The sequence below is a fragment of the Streptomyces sp. NPDC055140 genome, from assembly GCF_053607285.1.
In genome coordinates this window covers 189,290-213,364 of record NZ_JBSGTG010000002.1, presented here as the reverse complement: position 1 = coordinate 213,364, position 24,075 = coordinate 189,290, and the positions used below count along the sequence as shown (strand labels likewise).

Below are 24,075 nucleotides of genomic sequence, written 5' to 3'. Positions count from 1 at the left end.
CCGGAGAGGGGGCCCGAGCGTGACAATTCTGGAAAGCATCCGGGGGCCGCGCGATCTGAAGGCGCTGAGCGAGGAACAGCTCGGCGAACTGGCCGCGGAGATCAGGGAGTTCCTGATCCACGCGGTCGCGAGGACCGGCGGCCACCTGGGACCCAACCTCGGGGTGGTGGAGCTCTCGATGGCCCTGCACCGGGTCTTCGAGTCGCCGGTCGACCGGATCCTGTGGGACACCGGCCACCAGAGCTACGTGCACAAGATGCTGACGGGACGTCAGGACTTTTCGAAGCTGCGCGGGAAGGGGGGCCTGTCCGGCTACCCCTCGCGCGAGGAGTCCGAGCACGACGTCATCGAGAACAGCCACGCGTCCACCGCGCTCGGCTGGGCGGACGGCCTCGCCAAGGCCAACCAGGTCCTGGGGGAGCGGGGCCACGTCGTCGCCGTCATAGGAGACGGGGCGCTCACCGGCGGCATGGCCTGGGAGGCGCTCAACAACATCGCGGCCGCCAAGGACCGCCCGCTGATCATCGTCGTCAACGACAACGAACGGTCGTACGCGCCGACCATCGGCGGACTCGCCAACCACCTGGCCGCCCTGCGCACCACCGACAGCTACGAGAAGGTCCTGGCCTGGGGCAAGGACGTCCTCCTGCGCACCCCGGTCATCGGACACACCGTGTACGAGTCCCTGCACGGCGCCAAGAAGGGGTTCAAGGACGCCTTCGCGCCGCAGGGCATGTTCGAGGACCTGGGGCTCAAGTACGTGGGGCCCATCGACGGGCACGACCTGGGCGCGGTCGAGTCGGCGCTGCGACGTGCGAAACGGTTCCACGGGCCGGTGCTCGTGCACTGCCTCACCGAGAAGGGCCGCGGCTACGAGCCCGCCCTCGCGGACGAGGCCGACCGGTTCCACACCGTCGGTGTGATGGACCCGCTCACCTGCGAGCCCCTCGCGCCGTCCCACGGCCCGTCGTGGACCTCGGTGTTCGGCGACGAGATCGCCCGCATCGGACGGGAGCGCGACGACGTCGTGGCGATCACCGCGGCGATGCTGCACCCCGTCGGACTCACCAAGTTCGCCGAGGAGTTCCCCGGCCGGGTGTGGGACGTGGGGATCGCCGAGCAGCATGCGGCGGTCTCGGCGGCCGGACTCGCGACCGGCGGCCTCCACCCGGTCGTCGCCGTCTACGCCACCTTCCTCAACCGCGCCTTCGACCAGCTCCTCATGGACGTCGCGCTGCACAACTGCGGTGTCACCTTCGTCCTCGACCGAGCCGGCGTGACCGGCGTCGACGGCGCCTCGCACAACGGCATGTGGGACATGTCCGTCCTCCAGGTCGTCCCCGGCCTGCGCATCGCCGCGCCCCGAGACGCCGAGCAACTGCGGGCGCAGCTGCGCGAAGCGGTCACCGTGGACGACGCCCCGACACTGATCCGCTTCCCGAAGGAGTCGGTCGGCCCCGAGATCCCGGCGGTGGACCGGATCGGCGGCCTCGACGTACTGCACCGGGCCGACGACCCGGACGTCCTTCTGGTCTCCGTCGGCGTGATGGCGCCGGTGTGCCTCCAGGTCGCGGAACTCCTGGAAGCGCGCGGCATCGACTGCACGGTCGTGGACCCGCGGTGGGTCAAACCCGTCGACCCGGACCTCGCGCCGCTCGCAGCACGGCACCGGCTCGTCGCCGTCGTCGAGGACAACAGCAAGGCGGCCGGCGTCGGCTCCGCCGTGGCGCTCGCGCTCGGCGAGGCCGAGGTCGACGTACCCGTACGGCGGTTCGGGATCCCCGACCAGTTCCTCGCGCACGCCAAGCGCGGCGAGGTGCTCGCCGACATCGGGCTCACGCCCGTCGAGATCGCCGGGCGGATCGGCACCAGCATGGCCCTGAAGGCCGAGAACGCGGCCCTCGTGGCCGGCAAGGGGAGCGACGACGTATGAGCAAGGAGTTCGATCTCGCAAGACTCCTGGCCGACCGCGGCGCCGAGCGCTACGAGCTGCACGCCAAGTACCTCAACCACCAGCTCCCGCGCATGCTGCACACCATCGGCTTCGACAAGGTCTACGAGCGGGCGGAAGGCGCCTACTTCTGGGACGAGGACGGCAACGACTACCTGGACATGCTCGCCGGGTTCGGCGTGATGGGCCTCGGCCGGCACCACCCCGTCGTCCGCAAGGCGCTGCACGACGTCCTCGACGCCTCGCTCGCCGACCTCACCCGCTTCGACTGCCAGCCGCTGCCGGGCCTCCTCGCCGAACGGCTCCTCGCGCACAGCCCGCACCTGGACCGGGTCTTCTTCGGCAACAGCGGGACGGAGGCCGTCGAGACGGCGCTGAAGTTCGCCCGGTACGCCACGGGCAGGCCCAGGGTCCTGTACTGCGGTCACGCCTTCCACGGGCTGACCACCGGGTCTCTGTCCGTGAACGGCGAGTCCGGATTCCGGGACGGCTTCGCGCCGCTCCTGCCGGACACGGCGTTGCCGCTCGGTGACCTCGACGCCCTGCGCGCGGAACTCGTCAAGGGTGACGTGGCGGGGCTGATCGTCGAGCCCATCCAGGGCAAGGGGGTCCACGGGACGCCGCCCGGCTATCTGCACGCCGCTCAGGAGCTGCTCCACCAGCACAAGGCGCTGCTCATCGCGGACGAGGTGCAGACGGGCCTCGGCAGGACGGGGGACTTCTACGCCTACCAGCACGAGGAGGGCGTCGAACCCGACCTCGTATGCGTGGCGAAGGCGCTCTCCGGCGGCTATGTGCCCGTCGGCGCGACGCTCGGCAAGGACTGGATCTTCAAGAAGGTCTACTCGTCCATGGACCGCGTCCTCGTGCACTCGGCCAGCTTCGGCGCGAACGCGCAGGCCATGGCCGCAGGGCTCGCCGTGCTTTCCGTGATGGAGAACGAGGAGGTCGTCGCGAACGCCCGGGCGACCGGTGAGCTCCTGAAGTCCCGGCTCACCGCGCTCGTCGACCGCTACGAGCTGCTGAGCGACGTACGCGGCCGCGGCCTGATGATCGGCATCGAGTTCGGGCGGCCGAAGTCGCTGAAGCTGCGCAGCCGCTGGACGATGCTCCAGGCCGCGCGCAAGGGTCTCTTCGCGCAGATGGTCGTCGTGCCGCTGCTCCAGAAGCACCGGATCCTCACGCAGGTCTCCGGCGACCATCTGGAGGTCATCAAGCTGATCCCGCCGCTGATCATCGGGGAGCGTGAGGTGGACCGCTTCGTCGAGGCGTTCACCGCCGTCATGGACGACGCGCACTCGGGCGGCGGGCTGATGTGGGACTTCGGCAAGACGCTGGTGAAGCAGGCGGTCGCCAACCGCTGACCGCTTCGGAAGGGCGCTTCAAAAAGAAGGTCACCGTAAGAAGGTCGCTGTTTGCCTCTGGGGCAAGAAATTTGCCTCAGAGGTACGGCTCTGGCTCAATCGACGGTATGAGCCCTGCCCCTCCGGAGCCGGCTCCGGAACCCACGGAGCTGCCCGCCGTCGCCCCGCAGCTGCGCGAACTCCGGCGCCGCGCCGCCCTGACCCTGGAGGCCGCGGCCCGCGCCGCCGGGCTCTCGCCCGCGCACCTCTCCCGCCTGGAGACGGGCCGCCGTCAGCCCTCGCTCCCGATGCTGCTCGCCCTCGCCCGCACCTACGGTACGACGGTCTCCGAGCTCCTGGGCGAGACGCCTGCCGACAGGGACGCCGTCGTGCGCTCCGGCGACATGGAGCCCACCGAGGCGGGCGGCTGGATCTACCGGCAGGCGGGCGCCCCGGGGCGCGGCATGCAGGCCTTGCGCGTGCACGTGCCGTTCGGCGCCCAGGGCGACATCGTGCGGGTCCACCCCGGTGAGGAGTGGCTGTACGTGCTCGAAGGGCGGCTGCGGCTGCGCCTCGGGGACACCGCGTACGCGCTCGCGCCCGGGGACAGCGCGCACTTCGACTCGCTCACCCCGCACCGGATCGCCGCCGCCGACCGCGACGGCGCCGAGCTCCTCTTCGTACACACCCTGCTGCAGAGCCCGTCCGCCGCGCTGTGTCTCGGCCCGGCGACGGGCGCCGGCGAACGGACCCAAGGAGGCCCCCAATGAGCTCAGAGCCGAACGACGTGACCGAGCCGGAGCGGCCCGCCCGCCGCGACATCGAGGACAAGCTCCCGCGCGGCATCTGGGTGCGCCTGCTCGTCTACGTCTTCGCCGGGCACCTCGTCGCGGGCTTCATCTATCTGCTGTTCACGCTGGGGGCGTCGCGCGGGTGACGCGCCCGGCGTGCGGCCGGTGAGCCTCAGTCGAGGAGGCGCTCGCGCAGCCGCTCGCGCTGGGCGGGGGACAGCTTGAGGCCTTCCTCCAGGTAGCGGTCGGTGGAGCCCCAGGTCTGCGCGACCTGCTCGAAGGCGGCCGCCAGATACGTGGCGCGGGCGTCGAACAGCGGGCTCAGCAGCTCCATGACCTCGGGGGACATCGCGTCCTTCGAGGCACTGCTGCGGTGCACCTTGTAGCGGCGGTGCGTCGCGTTCGACTCCAGGTAGTCCGCCTCGATGGCGTCGCGCTCCACACCGACGGCCAGGAGCGTGACCGCTATCGACAGGCCCGCGCGGTCCTTGCCCGCCGCGCAGTGCATGAGCGCCGGCACGCTGTCCTCGGCGAGGGAGTGCAGGACCTGGCTGTGCTCGGCGGTGCGCTCCGTGATGATCGCCCGGTACGACGTGATCATGCGGTTCGCGGCCTGGCCCTCGGCGAGGGCGGCGCGCAGGTCGTCGAGGTTGCCGTCGCGCACCATCTGCCAGAACTCGGCGCCGTCCGCCGGGTCGGTCAGCGGCAGATTCACGTTCCGCACGCCGGGCAGCGTGACGTCGGGGCCTTCGAGGCGCTGGTCGGCGGCGTTGCGGAAGTCGAAGATCGTGTGCAGCCCGAGCGAGGAGAGGAACGCGGCGTCCTCGTCCGTGGCGTGCGCGAGGTGACCACTGCGGAACAGCACGCCCTGCTTGACCCGACGGCCGTCCACGGTCGGGAGACCACCGACATCGCGGAAGTTGCGCACTCCGGCCAACTCGGGCTCGGTGGACGGGACCTGCTGCGTCACGGGGGCTCCTCCCGGTCGGCCGCGGCGCTGCTCGCCTGCGGGCGCGTTCGACGATACGACATGGCTGCCAGGGGCACCCATGTGAGAGGTGGCTGGCGATTGCGTATTAAATGCCCGAAATGAACCGATAGGTAGGCAATCGAGCCTTACGAGATAACTGGCCCTGAAATACAGCCATATGGTGGCCGATGGGTGAGCAGGGTCATAGCGGTGACCGTGCGTGGCGGCGGGGCCGAATGGATTTTCAGCAGGTATCGCAGTTGCAAAGATCGTGAATCGACGGAGCGTGACGGCCTTTTCCGGAAAGGATCATTTAAGGATCAAGAACCGGAATGCCCAGGGGAATTCGCGGCTTGTCCCAGCGCTCTCCGCTCGCTTACGTTCAGCGCAATCCGGACGGACCGCCTAATCCTGCCGCCGCCCGGAATCCGCACATCGATCCGTGCTCGGCAGGAGTGGGGGACCCAGGTAGACCGCCGTTTCCGGGACACCGGAAACGGCTCGGGGTGAAGCCGTGCCCGAAAGGGGCGCGGCCGGGCAACTCCAGTCCGAACCCGACAGCTCACCTCGCAGGCGACGGAGAGGAATCCCCCATGCCCGCGAAGGGTAAGCACCGCCGTCCCAAGTCCCAGCGCTTCGCACGCACGATCGCCGTCGCCGGAATGGGCGGCGTCGCGCTCGCGCTGCCGCTGATGGGTGGCTCCGGCGCCCACGCCGCGACTCCCGCGGCCGCCCACTCGGCCGTGAAGGCCGCGGCCGCTCCCGCCGCTGCCAAGACCTACACCGTCAAGGGCGGGGACACGCTTTCGAAGATCGCCGACGTGCAGAACGTCAGCGGCGGCTGGAAGAAGCTCTACTCCGACAACCGCTCGGCCGTCGGCGGCGACCCGTCCCTGATCCATCCGGGCCTGAAGCTGACGATCGGCCAGAAGGCCGCGGCCCCCGCCGCGAAGTCCTCGGCCACCGCCACGCAGGCTTCCGCACCCAAGGCCGCTACCGGTTCCGGCTACGCGCTGCCCGTCCAGGGCGCCTCCGTCGGCACGGCGTACAAGACCGCGGGCAGCATGTGGTCCAGCGGCTACCACACCGGTGTCGACTTCGTGGTCCCGACGGGCACTCCGATCAAGGCCATAGGCGCGGGCACCGTCGTGTCGGCCGGCCTTGACGGCGCGTACGGCAACGAGGTCGTCATCCAGCACGCCGACGGCAAGTACTCGCAGTACGCCCACATGTCGTCCCTCTCCGTCTCGTCCGGGCAGACCGTGACCGAGGGCCAGCAGATCGGCCTCTCCGGCGCGACCGGCAACGTCACGGGACCGCACCTGCACTTCGAGATCCGCACCACCCCGAGCTACGGCTCGGACGTGGACCCGGTCGCCTACCTCCGTGCGCACGGGGTCTCGCTCTGACCCCGGCGGTGTGACGTCGCTCTGACCTGACGGTGTGACGTGAAGGTGTCTCGTCGAGGCGTGACGTGAAGGGGCGGGTCCGGTTCCGGGCCCGCCCCTTTGTCGTATCCCCGTCGTATTCCTGAAATCGCGAAACTGACCGGGTGGGCTATATCACCACCCGTCAACCCCTTCCTACGGTCGCGTAGGTCACATCGCAGGGTGAAAGATGTGTGGTCGTGGCAAACGAATCGAGATCACTCAGCGGCGGCACGATTCGGTCCTACGCGGCGGTGGGGGACAGCTTCACCGAAGGTGTCGGGGACCCCGGTCCCGACGGGGCCTTCGTGGGCTGGGCCGACCGTCTCGCCGTCCTCCTGGACGACCGGACCCCCGAGCACTCCTTCCGATACGCGAACCTTGCCGTGCGCGGCAAGCTCCTCGACCAGATCGTGGAGGACCAGCTGCCGCGGGCCGTCGAACTCGCCCCGGACCTGGTGACCTTCGCCGCCGGCGGCAACGACATCATCCGTCCCGGCACCGACCCCGACGACGTCGCGGAACGCTTCGAGAAGGCCGTGGCCCGGCTGACCTCCGCTGTCGGCACGGTCATGGTGACCACCGGCTTCGACACCCGTGACGTCCCGGTCCTCAAGCATCTGCGCGGCAAGATCGCGACGTACAACGGGCATGTGCGCGCGGTCGCCGACCGCTACGGCTGCCCGGTGCTCGACCTGTGGTCCCTCAAGACCGTCCAGGACCGCCGTGCCTGGGACGACGACCGGCTGCACCTTTCGCCCGAGGGGCACACGCGGGTCGCGCTGCGGGCGGGGCAGGCGCTCGGCGTCGAGGTGCCGGCGGACCCGGACCAGCCGTGGCCGGCGCAGCCGCCGCGCGGCACGCTGGAGGTGCGGCGCGACGACATCCACTGGGCGCGGGAGTTCCTGGTGCCGTGGATCGGCCGACGGCTGCGCGGCGAGTCGTCCGGGGATCACGTGGCGGCGAAGCGGCCGGATCTGCTGCCGCTCTGACGGGAGTTGCGCGCGTCATGGGGGAGCTTGCCCTTGGGGGCGGCTCCCCGCGTCATTTCTACGCGGTCACCCGGGCTCCCTTCGGAGCCGACGTCGCAGCGCCGTCAGCCCGTCGTCGTCGTCGCCGTCGTCGCCGTCAGGTCCGCCCGCTCGAGGCCCAGCTCGCGGGCCAGCGCGTCGTCGACCCACTCCTGCATGCGGGCCCGTGAGACCGTCCCCGTATACGCGGTCATCTGCACCGCAAGACCGTCGAGGAGCGCCGTCAGGCGCAGTGCGGCGCCCGCAGGGTCCGGGCAGCGGAACTCGCCCGCCGCCACGCCCTCCGCGACGACCTCCGTGAGCGCCGCCTTCCACTGCTTGTCCAGGTCGCGCGTGACCTCCCGCAGCGCGGGCTCACGCAGTGCCGCGGACCAGCCCTCGATCCACAGCCGCCACCCCTTGGCCTGCCCGGTCGGCGCATACCAGCGCACGGCCGAGCGCAGCCGGCGCAGCGCCGTCGTGCGCTTGCCCAGCAGCTTGCGCAGATGCGCCAGGTCGCCCTCGGCGGCGTGCGCGAACGCGGCCGAGACGAGCTTTTCCTTCGTCGAGAAGTGGTACAGAACCAGCGCGTTGCTCACCCCGAGCGCTGCGGCGACGTCGGCGATGCGCACGGCTGCCACGCCCCGCGCCTCGATCTGCTCGATGGCGGCCCGCAACAACTCTTCGCGCCGCTCGGCCACGCTCAACCGCACTCTTGCCACGCGGTAACCCTACACACGGGCACCGGCGGTGGGCGCCGAGCGGCGAACCCGGCGCGAACGCCTCGTGCACGACTCTTGACAGTGCCCAGTGGCGCCCGTCACAGTCTCGCTTACTGACTGGCCGTTCAGTCAATAGGGCGACCGGGGAGCCGGTCGCGACACCGTCGCAAGAAGAGTCGCAGCACAGTCCGAGAACACCCGTCACGCCCCGTGCCCCGCCGTGCAGCAGGAGTTTCCCCGTGACCCAAGCGCCGCCGATACCGCCGACCGAGCCGTCCGCCAAGGACGCACCCGACCTGCCTGACCTGTCGGAGGGATGGGGTGAACAGCGCTCCCGGCTCAAGAAGGACCTGCGCAGGCTGGACGTGCTGTTCTTCCTGATCTGCACCCTCGTCGGCCTCGACACGATCGGCTCCGTGGCCGCGCAGGGTCCGCAGGGCCTGACCTGGATGGCGATCCTCGCCCTCGCGTTCTTCCTCCCGTACGGGCTGCTCGTGGCCGAACTCGGCTCGGCCTTCCCCGTGCAGGGCGGCCCCTACGTCTGGACGCGCCTGGCGTTCGGGCGGCTCGTCGCCGGTGTGAACCAGCTCCTCTACTGGATCTCCAACCCCGTCTGGGTGGGCGGCAGCCTGTGCATCATCGCGCTCACCACGTGGGAGGAGTTCTTCACCCCGCTGCCGGGATTCTGGAAGTACGCGGCCGGCCTCGTCTTCATCTGGGGCGGCGCACTGGCCGTCGTGCAGTCCGTGCGCATCGGCAAGTGGGTGCCCATCGCGGGCGCCGTCGCCCGGATCGTGCTCCTCGGGTTCTTCCTCGTCTCCGTGGTGGTGTTCGCCGTCCAGCACGGCGTGCACGCGCTGCCCGCGGGTGAGTTCGTCCCGACATACGCCGGTTTCGTGGCGCTGGTCCCGGTCCTGATCTTCAACTACGTCGGCTTCGAACTGCCCAGCTCCGCGGCCGAGGAGATGACGAACCCGCGGCGCGACATCCCCCTGTCGATCCTGCGCTCGGGCTTCGCGGCGGTGCTCCTCTACGGCGGCCCGATCCTCGGCATCCTCTTTGTGCTGCCCAGCCAGGAGATCGGCAGCCTCGGCGGTTTCATCGACGCCTGCAAGGCCGTGTTCACGGTCTACGGCGGGTCGATCGCGGCCGACGGCACGGTCACGCTCACCGGCCTCGGCTCCGTCTTCGGCGGGGTCGCCGCGGCGGGCCTGATCATCGGCCTGCTGACCTCGGGCGTCACCTGGGCCATGGGCGCCCACCGCGCGCAGGCCGTCGCCTGTGCGGACGGCGCGGGTCCGGCGTGGCTCGGCCGCATCTCCGAGAAGCACGGGACGCCGGTGCGGGTGAACCTGCTCTCCGCCGTGCTCGGTTCGATCCTCTTCGTGGTCGCCCTCAACCTCACGGGCGGCAACGGCGAGAAGTACTTCGCGGCGGGCCTCGGCCTGACCATCTGCACCACCTTCATCTCGTACGTCATCACGTTTCCCAGCCTCGCCGTGCTGCGCCGCAAGTACCCGGACACGCCACGCCCGTACGCCGTCCCGGGCGGACGTGTGGGCGCGTGGGTCGTGAGCGTCCTCGCCACCGGGTTCGTGGCGTTCACCGTGATCGTGCTGATCTGGCCGGGCTTCGGGGTTGGCTGGTTCGGCTCGGCGGGCAGCGCGGCGGACTCACTGCCTGAGTCGTTCGCCGGCCAGCGCGCCCAGTACACACTCAGCCAGGTGGTGCCCCTGCTGCTCTTCGTCGGCATCGGGCTCGTCTTCTACGCGATGGGCTCGCGGACGCGCAGGCGCGTGGGGAAGTAGCGTGCTCGCGCGCAAGGGAGGGCCTTCCCCGTGGCGGGGAAGGCCCTTCGGTGCATTGGATCCCGACGGACGATCTGTCGCGTCAGATGCCCACGAACTGGTAGTCACGCACGATGCGTCCGTCCTCCGCCACGACCACGAACTCCAGGCCTCCGCCCGTCACTTCGCCGCTCTGCGTGAGGACCGACTCCCAGCGGAACGTGACGACGTCGTTCAACTGCTGCGCGTGCGCGGCCGTCGCCCTGAACGCGTATTCGCCGGACGCCACGAACTCCTCGTGGGCCCGCGCCACCCGCGCCTCCAGCTCGTCGTGACCGCGCGCCTCCAAGGCGGCCGTGGGGAAGCCGAGGCGCACGGCCGACTCCCGCAACTCCTGCGGCGGCAGCAGGGCGTGCACGCCGTCCGGGGACCACAGGGCGTGCACGGCCTTGCGGCGCAGCTCGGGGTCCCGCTCGTTCCAGACGGCCGCGTACCGGCCGGCCAGTTCCTGTGCGTCGATGTGCGGCATTGACTCGCTCTCTTCCTGTCCCTGATGGCTCCTGTGATGTGTGAACTCTGCGCGGCGGGGTGCGGCGCGACAATTCCCCGCAGGGAATGGCCCGTAGGCCCCACCGTCGGGTAGACACGGTCCCGTGACGACGCAGGCGGAACCGGCTGAGGCGGGGACAGGGGCAGGGCCCTCGGACAGGGCGGCGCAGAGCGGGCTCGGTGACGCGTTGCGTGAGTGGCGGGTGCGGCGGCGCGTCAGCCAGCTGGAGCTGGCCACGCGCGCGGGGACCACGCAGCGGCATGTCAGCTTCGTGGAGAGCGGCCGCTCGGTGCCGGGCCGCGCCATGGTCGTACGCCTGTCGGAGGCACTGAAGGTGCCGCTTCGGGACCGCAACGCCCTTCTCCTTGCGGCGGGTTACGCACCCGCGTACCAGGAGTCGCACTTCGGGGGTCCGCAGCTGTCCGCCGTCCGTACGGCACTGGAGCGCGTCATGGAGGCGCATCTGCCGTATCCGGCGGTCATCATCGATCGGCGCGGGGATCTCGTCTCGCGCAACGAGGCCTTCGACGCGCTGACCGAAGGGGTCGATCCGGCGCTGCTCTCGGCGCCGGTGAACATCGCGCGCGTGCTGCTGCATCCGCGCGGCCTCGCGCCGCGGATCGTGAACCTGGACGAGTGGGCCTGGCACGTCATCGACGGACTGCACGACGAGTCCGTCCGCAATTCCAACCGAGCTCTCACGGAGCTGGTCGCAGAACTTGAGGACATGGTGCCGGACCGGCCCCGACAGGCCGGTCCGGACTACCTCGGCTTCGCCGTCCCGCTGCGGCTGCGCACGAAGCGCGGCGAGCTGCGCCTCCTGAGCACGCTCACCCACTTCGGGACGGCGGTCGACGTCACGCTCGCCGAGCTGAAACTGGAGGCGTTCCTACCCCTCGACCAGGAGACCGCCGCCCTCCTCGCCGACGCCATGGACGGGCGCCGGTGAGGTGCCGGCCTGGTCGAGCACCCCGTGCGCGTCCAGTGCGATCGCGCCGCCCGGGTGCACGAGCAGGGGATTGACCTCCAGTTCGGCCAGCTCCGGATGGTCGACGGCGGCTCGTGCGACCGCGCACACCGCGGCGGCCGCCGCCTCCAGATGCGCTCCGGGCGCGCCGCGCCAGCCCGTCAGCAACGGCGCGTGCCGCAGCCGCAGGAGCAGGGCACGCGCGTGTGCCGGCGTCAGGGGTGCGAGGGCCAGCGCCGTGTCGGCGAGCAGTTCGGCGGTCACCCCTCCGATGCCGACCATGACGACGGGCCCGAACGACGGGTCGCGCCGTACACCGACGATCAGTTCGTGTCCGTACGGCGGTGTGGCCATCGCCTCCACGGCGTAGCGGTCCGCGCCCGTCGCCGCCTTCATACGGGCGAACGCGGTCCGCAAGGCGTCGGCGTCGGCGATCGACAGGGCGACCCCGCCCGCCTCGGTCTTGTGCGCGAGCCCCATCGCCTTGAGGGCGAGCGGATACCCCGTCCGGTGCTCCGCCGCCTCCACGGCCCCCTCCGCGTCGGTTACGAACTCGGCTGCAGGGAAGGCGAGTTGATAGGAGGCGAGCAGCTCCCGTGCGCTCTCGTAATCGCCGTCCGCCAGCCTGTACGTCGCCGGGGCAGGAGGATCCTCGCGGGTGAGCGGAGGGTCCGTGAGGCGGGCCGCCGCGGCGACGGCGGTCGCGGCGTGCTCGATGCGCTCGTAGACGGGCACGCCGCGCTGCCGCAGAACCGTCAGGGCGGGGGTGTCGCGGGCCATCGTGTGCACCACGAGGGCGCGCCCGGATGTGACGGCGGCATCCGCGAGGGCGTGTGCGACCTCGCATTCGCGCTCGGCCTGGGCCGGGTTGGCGGTCGCGTAGTCGCCGAAGTAGCCCGTGAGGACGACGGCGTCGGTGTCTCCCGAGTGCAGCAGGGTCCCCGTCACGCGCGCGTAGTTGCCGAGATCGGCCTCACCCGCGCCCGCCAGGTCGACGGGGTTGCCGCACCCGGCCCCATTCGGCAGCTGCTCCGCCACCGCCTCGCGCGTGTGCTCCGTGAAGGCGGGTACGTCGAGGCCCTGTGCGGCGAACGCGTCGGCGGCGAGGGCGCCTTGGCCGCCGCTGTCCCCGACCACGGCGACGCTGCGCGGGTGAGGCGGCGGGCCGGCCGCCGTGTGCCCCGCACTCCGGTCGCGTACACCCTGAGCCAGCAAGTACACGGCTGTGTCGACCAGTTCGCCCGCCGTGTCGAGCAGCAGGGCGCCGGCGTCGCGGTACACCGCCTCCACGGTGGCGCGCGCGCTCACCAGGGCGCCGGTGTGGGACGCGGCGGCGCGCCCGGACGCGGCGCTGCGCCCCACGGTCAGGAGCAGGACGGGCTTCCCGGCGGCGTGCGCGGCAGCCAGGACCTGCGCGAGCCGCCGGCCGTCGCGGAAGTCCTCGATGTACGCGGCGAGCGCTCTCGTGGGGCCGTGCGCGATCAGCGACTCCAGGGCGTCCGCCGCGTCGATGTCCCGCTGGTTGCCCAGCGACACGAACCGGGAGAAGCCCTGCCCGGAGCGTGCGAGGAGTCGGCCGATCTCCAGGGCGAGATTCCCGCTCTGGGACACGAGACCGAGGCCGCCCGAGGGGAACTCTCCCCAGCTGAGCCGCAGTTCGCTCGTCGTGTCCACCACGCCCATGCAGTTCGGGCCCAGCAGCCGCGCTCCCCGGGCCGTGACGAGCTCGGCGAGCGCCCGCTCCTCCTCGGCGGTGGCGCCGCCCGACGTGATCACGGTGAAACACCGGGCGCCCGCCGCGAGACCGTCCGTGACCACCGGCCGCACATGGCGGGGCGGCACGGCGACGACGACGTGCTCGGGCGGCACGGGGAGCGACGCGAGATCCGGCAGGAACGGTTCACCGTCCAGGGCACCCCCGCGGTGGTTGACGAGGTGGACGGCTCGGCGGTCACGGCCCGACAGGGCCCCCGCCGCCAGCCAGTAGCCCCACTTCTCCGGGTTGTCGGACGCCCCGACGACGGCGACCGACCGAGGGTCGAAGAGCGCGTCGAGACCTACGCGCGCGTGTGCACCTACGTCCGGCGGGGGCGTCACCTGTACCACCCGAACCGCTCCGCGATCACCGGAAGACGGTCCGCGACGATCGCGTGCGCGGCGGCACGCGGCGTCGTCCCGTCCGCCTCGGCCCGCGCCAGCATCTGGTCGATCAGCGCGCGCATGGAGCGCCGCGTGTAAGCGAACGCCTCGTCCGCGTTGGCCTCGATGTCCCCGAACAGGGTCCACCACCACCAGGCGTTCGTACCGGAGTTGACGACGACGTCGGGCAGGACGGTGATGCCGCGTAGCGCGAGCAGCTCCTCCGCCGCGGGCAGCACGGGCATGTTGGCGGCCTCGACGATCCAGCGCGCCGTGATCTGTTCCTGGTTCGCCGCGTCCACCGCGTACGACACGGCGGCGGGCACGAGGACCTCGGCGTCGGCCGACAGCCAGGCGTCGCCCGGCAGTTCACGGTCGCCCTCGCGCAGTGCCGAACGGTCCACCGTCCCGTAGGCGTCACGGGCGGCGAGGAGCGCGTCCACGTCCAGGCCTTCGGGGTTGGCGACGGTGCCCTTCACGTCCGCGACGGCCACGACCCGCAGACCCGCGCGTGCCAGGAACCGGGCGGTCGCCCCGCCCATGGTGCCCAGGCCCTGCACGGACACCCGGGTGCCCTCGTACGGGACGCCCGCGCGGTCCAGGGTCGCGAGCACCGACTCGGCGACCCCGCAGCCGCCGACGAGCTCGTCGAGGCCGATGCCGTCGACGTCGACCGCGAAGGCATCGGCGAGGCGCCGGCGCGCGGCCGCCTCGTCGTCGAGCAGCGGGTAGACCGCCTGGATGGACGAGACGAGCCCGGCCTCCTCGGCCGCCCTGTCGACGAGGTCCTGGGTGAGCCCCAGGTCCTCGCCGGTCGTCCAGAAGGACTCGATGTAGGGCCGCATGGCGCGCAGATAGCGCACGAGGACGCCGTACGCCTCCGGGTCCTGCGGGTCGCAGTCGATGCCGCCCTTGGCGCCGCCCAGCGGGATGTAGCGGCCCTGCGGGTTGTAGTGCAGGGCCTCCTTCATCGTCATCCCGCGCGCGAGGCCCGCGACCTCGTCGAGGGTGCAGCCCTGACGCATCCGGAGCCCGCCGCTGGACACGCCGCGCACGAGCCGGTCGACGACGAGGTAGCCGTGCCTGCCGGTGACGTGGTCGGTCCAGGTGAGCGACATCAGGGGGGTGGCGGGCGCGGTCATGCGGTCTCCTCGGGGACGGTGATCAGGGTGGGTCCGGGGGTGGCCAGGGCGCGGGTCAGGAGCGCGGCGAGTTCGCCGGGGGAGTGCGCGGGGGCACCCCTGCCGCCGAAGGCCCGCGCGAGGCCGGCGAGGTCCACGCGCGCGTGGTCGACGGCGGCCGGTGTGTCGCCGCGCGCGGCCATCTCGTCGCGGATCTCGCCGTAGCCGCCGTTGTCGAACACGACGACGGGCAGCGGCAGTCGGAGCTGCGCGGCCGTGGCCAGCTCCTGCACGGAGAACTGGAGCCCGCCGTCCCCGCTGATCGCGATCACCTGCCGGTCGGGGCAGGCGGTCTTCGCGCCGATCGCGGCGGGCAGCGCGTAGCCGAGCGTGCCGAACCCGGTGGGGTGCAGATAGCGTCCCTCGGGGCCGACGGGGAGGTGCGGGAGCGCGCCGTAGTAGCAGCACTGGGCGCTGTCGGAGGACACCACGGCATCGGCCGCGAGGACGCTCCTGATCGCTTCGAGATACGGCACCCAACGAGCGTCACGCGCGCGGGTCTCGTCGTCGCGGGCGGCGCGCACGGCGGCCGTGGTCCGCGTGGCCGCGTCCGTGGACGCGGGGCCCGGCACCTTGGCGAGGCGCTCCTTCAACGCCTGCATCGTGGCCTTGGCGTCGCCCACCAGGGCGACGTCCGCGGGGAGGCCCGCGTACATCTGCGCCGGATCGACGTCGACACGGATCAGCCTGCCGCCGAGCGCAGGCGGCGCGGACCACAGGTCCGACTCGGCGAGCTCCGTCCCGAGGGCGAGCACGACGTCGCAGTCGGCCAGCCACTTCTGTACGGAGGGGCTGTGCAGGGACACACCGAGGGACAGCGCATGCCGTTCGTCGACGATGCCCTTGCCGTTCGCGGTGGTCGCCACCGGAGCGCCCAACTGCTCCGCCAGTGCCCGGCATTGCTCGGCCGCACCGCGTGCGCCACCGCCCAGGACCAGGCCGGGGCGCACCGCGCCGGCGAGGAGGGCGGCCGCCGCGTCGAGCGACGGACCATCCGCTGTGCGGGGCGCCACCAGGGGAGCGCGCCGTATCGGCCCGGCGGGCTCCGTCGCCTCGAGCAGGTCGAGCGGCACCTCGATGTGCGCGGGCCGCGGCCTCTCCGTACGGAACAGGCTGAACGCGCGCGCCACCGCCGCCCCGATCTCCTCCACCGAGGACACCCGATGGCTGAAAGCCGCGACGTTCCGCAGCGCCTCCGTCTGGCTGCGCATCTCGTGCAGCAGACCCGTCGACTGGCGCGGATGGCGCAGCGGCATGCCCGGCGACACGACGAGAAGCGGCACGCTGTCCGAGTACGCCTGCCCGACCGCGGCCGCGATGTTCAGGAGAGCGGGCCCCGTCGTCGTGATCGCGACGCCGGGATCGCCCGTCACGCGCGCGTAGGCGTCGGCGGCGTATCCGGCGCCCTGCTCGTGGCGCGGCGCGACATGTGTGATGCCGTACGCCGCCAAGTGCCGGTAGATCTCCAGGTTGTGGGTTCCCGGAATGCCGAACGCGGTGGAGACCCCATGGGCGGCGAGTGCCCTGACGAGCGCCTCGCCGCCGGTCGACGTCCGCATCTGCTCCGTCACCGTCTCCTCGGTCACAGCGACCTCGATATGACCAGGCGCATGATGTCGGAGGTGCCTTCCTCGATCTCCTCCAGTTTGGCGTCCCGCATCCACTGCTCGACCGGGAACTCCCGCGAGTAACCCCAGCCGCCGAGCGTCTGCACGGCCGCCCAGGTGCAGTACGCCGCCGTCTCCGACGCGGTCAGCTTGGCCATGGCCGCCTCGGCGGTCGCGTCGAGTCCGGCGTCCAGACGCCGCGCGGCACGCCACGTCATCAGACGGGACTGCTCGATCCGCGTCCGCATGTCCGCGAGGCGGAACGCCACGGCCTGGTGCTCGATGATCGGCTTGCCGAACTGCACGCGCGTGCGTGCGTAGTCACGGGCGTACTCGTACGCGGCCCGCGCCACACCCGTGGCCGCCGCGCCCAGAACGGCGCGCGAGATGTCGAACGTCCGCATGAGGCCGGCGAAGCCCTGCCCCTCGTCGCCGAGGCGGTCGGCGTCGGGCACGAACACGTCGGAGAAGAACACCTCGCGGCACACGATCGCGCGCTGGCCCATCTTGCGCATCGGCTCACCGAACGTGAGCCCCTCCGCGCCCTTGCGCAGCAGGAACGCCGTGACACCGCGCGAGCGCTGCGACGGATCGGTCTTGGCGAAGACGACGTACTGCTCGGCCTCGCCCGCGTTCGAGATCCACGCCTTCTGGCCGTTCAGGAGGTAGCCGCCCGCCGTGCGCGTCGCGGTCGTCACGATCGAGGCGGCGTCGGACCCGGAGCCCGGCTCGGTCGTCGCCAGCGACGTCATCGGAGTGTCGGGCCCGGCCAGCGGCGTCAGCCACGCGCGCTTCTGCTCCTCGGTGCCCAGCTCCATGACCGGGTCGGCGAAGAAACCGTTCGAGCACAGGAGGTTGCCGATGCCCAGGTCACCGACGCACAGCTCCTCCTGGACGAGGACCTGCGTGAACACGTCGGTGAACCCGCCGCCCCCGTACTCCTCGGGCAGCATGAATCCGGTGATGCCGACCTTCGCGGCCGCGCGCCACAGGTCCCAGGGCGTCTCCACGTCCGCCTCGTCCACGGCGCGCCCGCGCGGGCGGATCTCCTCACGCGCGAACGTCCTCGTGAGGTCCACGATGTCCCGCTGCTCCGGGGTGAGGGGGACCAGCTCGATGGGGAGCTCTGACACGGTGCCTCCAGAAACTGACGGATACCGACGAGGGGGTCACGACCGGCGCGGATCACTGACCCGATTACTGAATCGCCAGTCAGTATCCGAGGCCGTGAAGACCGGTGTCAACGCAACGGCTACTGAATGATGGATCAGTTTTTTTGACGCCACTGCGAAGCGGCTTCCACCCGCTCGGCGCGCGGGGAGGTCCGAGTGGGATACGAGCCTGTTGCGGGCCGTGACGCCGAGTGACGTCGGCGCCACGTAACCGGGGCGTGTCTTGGAATTCCCTGTGCGTCCAGGTCCCGGATCGGGCACTGTCGGCGAGGCCGCCCATAATGGAATCCCTGATCGGGAAACCCTGATCGATCCACCGGGAGGCGCTGTGTCACGTTCCCTGAGCTCCGGGCTCCGCCCGCTGCGGCCTGCCGCTTTCGGCGCGGACCCGGCGGGAGAGCGGCTCGAGCGGATCCGGAGGTCGCCGAACTTCGCGGACGGCAGCTTCCAGAACCCGGTGGGCGCACGCACCCGGCCCGCGGGTTCCATGATCGAGTTCGCGAAGGCCTTCTTCGCCAAGGAGGGGCGTGTCCGCCGGGCGCCCACGGGCACCGTCCCCGTGCACTCCACGACCCTCGCAGACCTCGCTAAGCCCCCGGCGAGCGGCCTGCGGCTCACCTGGATGGGGCACTCCAGCGTCCTCGCCGAGATCGACGGCCGCCGCGTGCTGCTCGACCCCGTCTGGGGCGAGCGCTGCTCCCCGTTCTCCTTCGCGGGCCCCAAGCGGCTGCACCCCGTACCGCTGCCGCTCACCGCGCTCGGCCCGGTGGACGTCGTGGTGATCTCCCATGACCACTACGACCACCTGGACCTGCCCACTATCCGGGCGCTGGCCGACACGGACACGGTGTTCGCGGTGCCGCTCGGCGTCGGCGCGCACCTGGAGCACTGGGGCGTCCCCGCGGAGCGCCTCCGCGAGCTCGACTGGAACGAATCGACGAAGGTGGCTGGGCTGACCCTGACGGCCACTCCCGCGCGCCACTTCTGCGGCCGCGGTCTGCGTAACGAGCAGCACACCCTGTGGGCGTCCTGGGTCGTCGCCGGTCCCGAGCACCGCGTTTACCACAGTGGTGACACCGGCTATTTCCCCGGCTTCAAGGACATCGGCGAGGAGCACGGGCCGTTCGACGCGACGATGATCCAGATCGGCGCGTACAGCGACTTCTGGCCCGACATCCACATGCGTCCCGAGGAGGGCATGCGCGCCCACCTCGACCTCCAGGGAGGGCTCGGCGGCGGGCCCATGCTGCCGATCCACTGGGGCACGTTCAATCTGGCGCCGCACCCGTGGTCCGAGCCCGGCGAGGGCACGCTCGCGGCGGGACGGCGGGCCGCGGCCAAGGTCGCGCTCCCGTGCCCGGGGGAGCCCTTCGAGCCCACGGCCGAGACGCTTCCCGTCCAGCCGTGGTGGCGCGGCGTCGCCACGCAGCCGGAGGAAGGCTGGCCCGAGGCGGAGCCGGCGGACCGGCCGGACACCGGCGCGGCAGCCGGGAACGGCGCAGGCACCGGGGTCGGGGCCGGCTCCGGCGAGCAGGAGGCTGTGCCCGCCGTTTGAGCGGGTCGATGAGATCCGGGCTCCCAGGCCCCGAACTCCTCTCACCGACCCGAGCCGCAAACCAGCCATGGGTGGCTGGCGCAGCGGCCGTGACGGCACACAAGAGCCGCGTCAGATCTCTGAGTTGGCGACTTTCGGCGCCGGTGTACCGGTCGGGTCGTCCAGTGGGCGGAACGGCAGGGGCGGGCCGCTGCTGCCGGGTTCGGGGGGCGTCGTACCGGCGGTGGCGTTCACGCGCTCAGCAGAACGGCCTTGTTGCGGGCCAGCCATTGGCGTTCCGCGTCGATCTCCTCGGCGTCGCCACGCCGCAGCATCAGGTCCCACGGGGCCCGGCCGCGCCCACCCTGTTCACGGATGCGGGCCGCCTCGCGCACCTGCATGCGGTCCAGCGCCGCCAGCACCGGGTCCGGCCCGATGCCGTCGCCATAGGCCTCGCAGAGGCCGAGGAACCGCTCGTACACCGGAGCGCCGTCCGGGAACCCGCAGCGGGCCTGCACTCCCGCGTCGCGCAGCGGCACCGCGTACCAGGCGAGTTGGGCCAGATCGTCGACGGGCTCGCCGGGTTCGGCGAAGTCCCAGTCGATGAACCCGGCCAGTCGATCGCCGCTCCAGATGGAGTTCCACATCCCCAGATCGCCGTGGCGCACGATCTGGCCCGGGCGCCACCGCGCGTCCGGCGCAAACCACTCGGCGTCCTGCGGCGGCCGGAAGCCGCGAACGGCCTCGTGGTAGTCGCGGGCCCACCTCCCCAACTGCCGCAGACCGTCCGCGCCTTGGAGGGCCGGCCCCCACGGGTTCATCCCCGGCTCGCCGTGCAGCAAGGACAGCACCTCGCGGCCGTCCTCGTCGAAGCCCAGCACACGCGGAGCGCCGCGGAATCCGGCCGTCTCGAGGTGGGCGAGCAATGCGTGCACCAGCGGGGTCCAACGGCCGGGAGGGCGCCTGATGGTGTCGCCAACCCGCTGAACCGTCGTCACGGTGCCCTGGTCTGTTCCGCCGTCCTCAATCACGCCGGAGAGCGTATCGACAGGCCGGCACCCGCATCGGTCCGACGGCTGTTCCCGGCACGCCCCGCCTCCGCTGCGACACCTCTTCGGCTATGGAACATCCGTACCCATGACCGGTCGGGCGTCCGGAACTGTTATCGGTCTGTCGTACGAAGCCTCATACCAGAGCGGGACCTGGGCCGCCGGACTTTGGCAACTGCCCACCGCATGTGAGCCGTCCCCGACTACCGTGTGTGCTCGCTGAGCGACGCAGCGGCGGCATTCCCACCCGCTCCCGGCCGGGAGCGCGATGCCGCCTGCCCGCCTCGCGCCGACCCGCAGGAGCCCCCACGTACGAGGACGCCGAATGTCTCACCTTCGCCCACCGGCCCCCCGCGCAGACCGCCGAGAGGGCGGTCGGCACGGCAGGCCGGGCGGCCGGTCCGTCCCCCCGCAGCCCGAGACCGATATACGGCCCCAGCTTCTGCGCCTTGCCGTACTGCCCCCGCTCGCCGTCGCCCTGAGCGCCGGCGCGGCCGTTCTCTTCACCATCCGCTCCACGGGCGCCCGCCCCGGGCTCGCCCTCTGGGCCGTCCTCGCCGGAGCGTGCCTCGTCACCCTGGCCGACATCGTGATCGCCGCCGTGGCCGCCGACCGGGCGGCCAGGACCGTACGCGAACGGGTCGGTGTCCTGCGCCGAGCGAGTGCGCGCGGGCAGGGTGAACTGCGCGGTCTCGTCGAGCAGTTGCGTAAGGGCGAGGGGCCGCCGCCCCGCAGGCAGCCTCCCGCGGCCGCCCCGGACGCCGACGAGTTCGACCTGCTGGCCGCGGACATGACGCGCGCCCAGGACGTGGCCGTCACCGCCGTCGTCCAGGCGTCCCAGCTCTCCAGCCACGCGGGCAGCGAACAGAAGGTCGAGGTCTTCGTCAATCTGGCCCGGCGCCTGCAGTCCCTCGTGCACCGCGAGATCTCGATCCTCGACGAACTCGAGAACGACGTCGAGGACCCCGACCTGCTCAAGGGCCTGTTCCACGTCGACCACCTCGCCACCCGGATCCGCAGGCACGCCGAGAACCTGGCCGTGCTCGGCGGCGCCGTGTCCCGTCGCCAGTGGAGCCGCCCGGTCGCCATGACCGAGGTCATGCGGTCGGCCATAGCGGAGGTCGAGCAGTACTCGCGGGTCAAGCTCGTCCCGCCGGTCGACGGCACCCTGCGCGGGCACGCCGTCGCCGACTGCATCCACCTGCTCGCCGAACTCGTCGAGAACGCCACCGTGTTCTCGGCCCCGCACACCCAAGTCCTGCTCCGCGCCAACACCGTCACGTCCGGTCTCGCCATCGAGGTCGAGGACCGCGGCCTCGGAATGCCCGTCACCGAGCAGAACAAGATGAACACGCTGCTCGCCGACCCGGACCAGGTCAACGTCGCGAGCCTCCTCCAGGACGGGCGCATCGGCCTCTTCGTCGTCTCGCAGCTCGCCCGCAGACACGGCATCACGGTCCGGCTCCAGAGCAATATCTACGGTGGTGTGCAGGCGGTCCTCGTCGTGCCGCAGAGCCTGCTCGGCGGCGACGAGAACGAGCCCGCGCCGAGGCCACGGAGCGCCGCGGACGCGACGGACGACAGCGCGCAGACCATGCACCAGCGGCACCAGGCGCATGAACGGCGACTCTCGCAACACCAGAGCCAGCAGGGACGGCAACACCAGCTCGAACAGCAGCCACAGCCGCAGTCCCACCGCCGGCCACCGCAGCCCCAACCCCAACCCCAACCCCAGCCCCAGAACCAGCTCCACCGGCCCCCTCGGCCCGACGTCCAGCCGTTCGACCCCCAGCCGTACGAGGCACCCCATCAACCCCCGCCGCCCCGCGAGACCCCGCACGCCGGCGTGGCCGTCGTCCCGCGGCAGCCTCAGGGCGGTGCCTCCGACGGCAGGCATTCCGGGGCGAACGGCGTCGCGCCGCCCCTGCCGTTGCGTACCGCCAGGGACGAGCGACGGACACCCGCCGACGCGCTGCCCGGCATCCGTTCCGAGGACCGGCAGGCCGCCGGGGAGCACACGCCCGTCCTGCCGATCCCGGCCGACGGTGCCGTGCGCGGCACCATGGGGCGGCCCCAACTCCCCAGACGGCGCGTCCAGGAACACCTCGCGCCGCAGCTGAGGGGCGGCCCGGCGCAGCGGCAGGAGCGCCCCGAGAACGAGGCGCCCGTACTCCACGACCCGGGTCTGATGGCGGCGTTCCAGCGCGGCATCGGGCTCGCGGAGGCGGCCGAGGCGCGAGACCTGACCCTCGGGCTGCGCGACCTGCCGGAGGCCGGTCCCGAGCCGACCGGCGGCCCCGCCACCGGGTCGCTCGCCGCCTACGAACCGGACGCACGGCACGACGGGAGCGATACGGCCGGATGACGTTCGCCCGCCACCTGTGCGCCCGCCACCTGTGCGCCCACCCCCCGTGCGCCCGCCAAGTGCCGCAAGCAGTCCCGCACTTCCCACAGTCAACGCACCCCCAGCAGTCCACCAAGGAGTCGATCCCCTATGGCGAGCAATGTGCCGACGGGTCATGTGTCCGATCTCGACTGGCTGATGAGCGGCCTCGTCCAGCGTGTGCCGCACACCCGCAGCGCCGTCCTCCTTTCGTCCGACGGGCTGGTCAAGTCCGTCCACGGCCTCGACGCCGACAGCGCCGACCACATGGCGGCCCTGGCGTCGGGCCTGTACTCCCTCGGCCGTAGCGCGGGCGTCCGTTTCGGGGACGGGGGTGAGGTCCGGCAGGTCGTCGTCGAGCTGGACTCCACCCTGCTGTTCGTCTCCACCGCGGGCTCCGGCACGTGCCTCGCGGTGCTCGCCGGGCGTGAGGCCGACGCCGCGGTGCTCGGCTACGAGATGGCCATGCTGGTCAAGAGTGTGCGCCCGTATCTGATGACCGCACCCCGCCAGCACGCGGCCGAACCCACGGCGATGAGGAACTGAGCATGACGGCCCCGCAGGACGGGCCGTGGCTCGACGCCGCGGCCGGCCGCCTCGTCCGTCCGTACACGGTGAGCAACGGGCGGACGCAGCCGACCACTTCGCTGGATCTCCTGTCGCTGGTGATGGCGACCGGGGCCACCCCGCTCGGTTACCTGGGGCCCGAACACGGCGAGGCGCTCAAACTGTGTGCCCACCCCACATCGGTCGCGGAGATCGCGGCCCATCTGAAACTCCCCGCCGCCGTCACGAAGGTCCTGCTGTCCGACCTCGTCGACTGCGGGGCGATCACCACCAAGCCCCCCACGTTCCACGACAACCCCACTGACCGGTCCCTACTGGAGGCAGTGCTCGATGGACTACGACGACAGCTCTGACGCCTTCCCCACCGCGCTGAAGATCCTGGTCGCGGGTGGCTTCGGTGTCGGCAAGACGACCTTCGTCGGCGCGGTCAGCGAGATCGCCCCGCTGAGTACGGAGGAGCTGCTCACCACGGTCAGCGCCGAGACCGACGACCTCGAAGGCATCGAGAACAAGGTCGAGACGACGGTCGCGATGGACTTCGGGCGGATCACCCTGGACCCGCAACACGTGCTGTATCTGTTCGGCACACCCGGGCAGGAGCGCTTCTGGTTCATGTGGGACGAGCTCTCCGAGGGGGCGCTCGGCGCGGTGATCCTCGCGGACACCCGCCGTCTCGAGGACTGCTTCGCGGCCGTCGACTTCTTCGAGGAGCGCGGCCTGGGGTTCATCGTGGCCGTCAACGAGTTCGACGGCGCCTACCGCTACGACCCCGACGAGGTGCGGGCGGCCATCGACCTCGATCCGCAGGTGCCCGTCGTGCGGTGCGACGCCCGGATCTCCAGCTCGGGCATCCAGACCCTTCTCACCCTCGTCAGGCATCTACTCGCCCACGCCCCCGCCCCGACGTACGGGGCCCGCACATGAC

At 71.6% G+C, this 24,075-nt stretch carries 21 protein-coding genes and 1 riboswitch; of the genes, 13 read left to right on the top strand and 8 right to left on the bottom strand.

Features of this window, described 5'->3' with window-relative positions; genetic code table 11:
- The first annotated feature begins 19 nt into the window (after positions 1-19).
- The 4 genes from dxs to ACWFR4_RS04835 all read left to right on the top strand — a co-directional run bounded on the left by dxs (position 20) and on the right by ACWFR4_RS04835 (position 4,231).
- On the top strand, positions 20-1,933 hold the full coding sequence (gene dxs, locus ACWFR4_RS04850) for a 1-deoxy-D-xylulose-5-phosphate synthase (protein ID WP_453454950.1): 1,914 nt from the start codon (positions 20-22) through the stop codon (positions 1,931-1,933).
- Positions 1,930-3,315: an aspartate aminotransferase family protein gene (locus ACWFR4_RS04845; protein WP_453650856.1), complete on the top strand. Its 1,386-nt coding sequence runs from the start codon at positions 1,930-1,932 to the stop codon at positions 3,313-3,315. Before dxs ends, ACWFR4_RS04845 begins: the two co-directional genes overlap by 4 nt.
- Before the next feature lie 107 nt (positions 3,316-3,422).
- Entirely contained in the window at positions 3,423-4,064 is a 642-nt protein-coding gene (locus ACWFR4_RS04840) for a helix-turn-helix domain-containing protein (RefSeq protein WP_453454945.1), read from the top strand.
- The gene (locus tag ACWFR4_RS04835; protein WP_326710135.1) at positions 4,061-4,231 is read left to right on the top strand and encodes a DUF6126 family protein; all 171 of its coding nucleotides are present in this window, start codon (positions 4,061-4,063) and stop codon (positions 4,229-4,231) included. Before ACWFR4_RS04840 ends, ACWFR4_RS04835 begins: the two co-directional genes overlap by 4 nt.
- 26 nt (positions 4,232-4,257) lie before the next feature.
- Here the strand turns inward: ACWFR4_RS04835 and ACWFR4_RS04830 are convergent, their stop codons facing one another.
- Positions 4,258-5,055, bottom strand: a complete 798-nt coding sequence (locus tag ACWFR4_RS04830) for a tyrosine-protein phosphatase (protein WP_116507561.1) — start codon at positions 5,053-5,055, stop codon at positions 4,258-4,260.
- Between the two features lie 408 nt (positions 5,056-5,463).
- Positions 5,464-5,644, top strand: a riboswitch (cyclic di-AMP (ydaO/yuaA leader).
- Between the two features lie 4 nt (positions 5,645-5,648).
- On the opposite strand from ACWFR4_RS04830, the gene ACWFR4_RS04825 reads away from it, so the two are divergent.
- Entirely contained in the window at positions 5,649-6,464 is an 816-nt protein-coding gene (locus ACWFR4_RS04825) for a M23 family metallopeptidase (protein WP_453650854.1), read from the top strand.
- Between the two features lie 218 nt (positions 6,465-6,682).
- Positions 6,683-7,474: an SGNH/GDSL hydrolase family protein gene (locus tag ACWFR4_RS04820; protein ID WP_227298375.1), complete on the top strand. Its 792-nt coding sequence runs from the start codon at positions 6,683-6,685 to the stop codon at positions 7,472-7,474.
- A gap of 104 nt (positions 7,475-7,578) precedes the next feature.
- Here ACWFR4_RS04820 and ACWFR4_RS04815 read toward each other — a convergent pair whose 3' ends face one another.
- Positions 7,579-8,214, bottom strand: coding sequence for a TetR/AcrR family transcriptional regulator (locus ACWFR4_RS04815; RefSeq protein ID WP_453454937.1), 636 nt, complete (start codon positions 8,212-8,214; stop codon positions 7,579-7,581).
- Positions 8,215-8,453: 239 nt separating this feature from the next.
- Between ACWFR4_RS04815 and ACWFR4_RS04810 the strand changes: the two genes are divergently transcribed.
- Positions 8,454-10,022: an APC family permease gene (locus ACWFR4_RS04810; protein ID WP_453454935.1), complete on the top strand. Its 1,569-nt coding sequence runs from the start codon at positions 8,454-8,456 to the stop codon at positions 10,020-10,022.
- A gap of 82 nt (positions 10,023-10,104) precedes the next feature.
- Here the strand turns inward: ACWFR4_RS04810 and ACWFR4_RS04805 are convergent, their stop codons facing one another.
- Positions 10,105-10,530, bottom strand: coding sequence for a hypothetical protein (locus ACWFR4_RS04805; RefSeq protein ID WP_453454933.1), 426 nt, complete (start codon positions 10,528-10,530; stop codon positions 10,105-10,107).
- A gap of 124 nt (positions 10,531-10,654) precedes the next feature.
- Between ACWFR4_RS04805 and ACWFR4_RS04800 the strand changes: the two genes are divergently transcribed.
- A complete protein-coding gene (locus ACWFR4_RS04800) occupies positions 10,655-11,500 on the top strand; it encodes a helix-turn-helix domain-containing protein (protein ID WP_453650852.1) in 846 nt (281 codons plus the stop codon).
- Here the strand turns inward: ACWFR4_RS04800 and ACWFR4_RS04795 are convergent.
- Genes ACWFR4_RS04795 through ACWFR4_RS04780 form a run of 4 tightly spaced genes read right to left on the bottom strand, consistent with a single transcriptional unit; the run spans position 11,441 to position 17,578 of the window.
- On the bottom strand, positions 11,441-13,615 hold the full coding sequence (locus ACWFR4_RS04795) for an acetate--CoA ligase family protein (protein WP_453650850.1): 2,175 nt from the start codon (positions 13,613-13,615) through the stop codon (positions 11,441-11,443). The genes ACWFR4_RS04800 and ACWFR4_RS04795 overlap by 60 nt on opposite strands.
- Entirely contained in the window at positions 13,612-14,799 is a 1,188-nt protein-coding gene (locus ACWFR4_RS04790; protein WP_453650848.1) for a Glu/Leu/Phe/Val dehydrogenase dimerization domain-containing protein, read from the bottom strand. The genes ACWFR4_RS04795 and ACWFR4_RS04790 overlap by 4 nt, the downstream gene beginning before the upstream one ends.
- Positions 14,796-16,424 (bottom strand): 5-guanidino-2-oxopentanoate decarboxylase, encoded by a 1,629-nt coding sequence (locus ACWFR4_RS04785; RefSeq protein WP_453650846.1) that lies wholly within the window; start codon positions 16,422-16,424, stop codon positions 14,796-14,798. Before ACWFR4_RS04785 ends, ACWFR4_RS04790 begins: the two co-directional genes overlap by 4 nt.
- Positions 16,421-17,578 (bottom strand): acyl-CoA dehydrogenase family protein, encoded by a 1,158-nt coding sequence (locus tag ACWFR4_RS04780; RefSeq protein WP_227298382.1) that lies wholly within the window; start codon positions 17,576-17,578, stop codon positions 16,421-16,423. Before ACWFR4_RS04780 ends, ACWFR4_RS04785 begins: the two co-directional genes overlap by 4 nt.
- 367 nt (positions 17,579-17,945) lie before the next feature.
- On the opposite strand from ACWFR4_RS04780, the gene ACWFR4_RS04775 reads away from it, so the two are divergent.
- Positions 17,946-19,172, top strand: coding sequence for an MBL fold metallo-hydrolase (locus tag ACWFR4_RS04775; RefSeq protein WP_453650844.1), 1,227 nt, complete (start codon positions 17,946-17,948; stop codon positions 19,170-19,172).
- Positions 19,173-19,402: 230 nt separating this feature from the next.
- On the opposite strand, the gene ACWFR4_RS04770 is transcribed toward ACWFR4_RS04775, so the two are convergent.
- A complete protein-coding gene (locus ACWFR4_RS04770; RefSeq protein ID WP_453650842.1) occupies positions 19,403-20,182 on the bottom strand; it encodes a phosphotransferase in 780 nt (259 codons plus the stop codon).
- Between the two features lie 343 nt (positions 20,183-20,525).
- Between ACWFR4_RS04770 and ACWFR4_RS04765 the strand changes: the two genes are divergently transcribed.
- The 4 genes from ACWFR4_RS04765 to ACWFR4_RS04750 all read left to right on the top strand — a co-directional run bounded on the left by ACWFR4_RS04765 (position 20,526) and on the right by ACWFR4_RS04750 (position 24,074).
- Complete coding sequence (locus ACWFR4_RS04765; protein WP_453650840.1) at positions 20,526-22,565, top strand: ATP-binding protein; 2,040 nt, start codon at positions 20,526-20,528, stop codon at positions 22,563-22,565.
- 129 nt (positions 22,566-22,694) lie between these two features.
- Positions 22,695-23,129, top strand: coding sequence for a roadblock/LC7 domain-containing protein (locus ACWFR4_RS04760; RefSeq protein ID WP_453650838.1), 435 nt, complete (start codon positions 22,695-22,697; stop codon positions 23,127-23,129).
- Between the two features lie 2 nt (positions 23,130-23,131).
- Positions 23,132-23,503: a DUF742 domain-containing protein gene (locus tag ACWFR4_RS04755; protein WP_266675527.1), complete on the top strand. Its 372-nt coding sequence runs from the start codon at positions 23,132-23,134 to the stop codon at positions 23,501-23,503.
- Positions 23,481-24,074, top strand: coding sequence for a GTP-binding protein (locus ACWFR4_RS04750; protein WP_453454915.1), 594 nt, complete (start codon positions 23,481-23,483; stop codon positions 24,072-24,074). The genes ACWFR4_RS04755 and ACWFR4_RS04750 overlap by 23 nt, the downstream gene beginning before the upstream one ends.
- The last annotated feature ends 1 nt before the right edge of the window (position 24,075 follow it).

What these genes read in the sequence shown, in the direction of transcription:
- ACWFR4_RS04845 (WP_453650856.1), top strand. Translation starts at nt 1,930, where the DNA reads ATGAGCAAGGAGTTCGATCTCGCAAGACTCCTGGCCGACCGCGGCGCC.
- ACWFR4_RS04840 (WP_453454945.1), top strand. Translation starts at nt 3,423, where the DNA reads ATGAGCCCTGCCCCTCCGGAGCCGGCTCCGGAACCCACGGAGCTGCCC.
- ACWFR4_RS04835 (WP_326710135.1), top strand. Translation starts at nt 4,061, where the DNA reads ATGAGCTCAGAGCCGAACGACGTGACCGAGCCGGAGCGGCCCGCCCGC.
- ACWFR4_RS04825 (WP_453650854.1), top strand. Translation starts at nt 5,649, where the DNA reads ATGCCCGCGAAGGGTAAGCACCGCCGTCCCAAGTCCCAGCGCTTCGCA.
- ACWFR4_RS04805 (WP_453454933.1), bottom strand. Translation starts at nt 10,530, where the DNA reads ATGCCGCACATCGACGCACAGGAACTGGCCGGCCGGTACGCGGCCGTC.
- ACWFR4_RS04790 (WP_453650848.1), bottom strand. Translation starts at nt 14,799, where the DNA reads ATGACCGCGCCCGCCACCCCCCTGATGTCGCTCACCTGGACCGACCAC.
- ACWFR4_RS04765 (WP_453650840.1), top strand. Translation starts at nt 20,526, where the DNA reads ATGTCTCACCTTCGCCCACCGGCCCCCCGCGCAGACCGCCGAGAGGGC.
- ACWFR4_RS04760 (WP_453650838.1), top strand. Translation starts at nt 22,695, where the DNA reads ATGGCGAGCAATGTGCCGACGGGTCATGTGTCCGATCTCGACTGGCTG.
- ACWFR4_RS04755 (WP_266675527.1), top strand. Translation starts at nt 23,132, where the DNA reads ATGACGGCCCCGCAGGACGGGCCGTGGCTCGACGCCGCGGCCGGCCGC.
- ACWFR4_RS04750 (WP_453454915.1), top strand. Translation starts at nt 23,481, where the DNA reads ATGGACTACGACGACAGCTCTGACGCCTTCCCCACCGCGCTGAAGATC.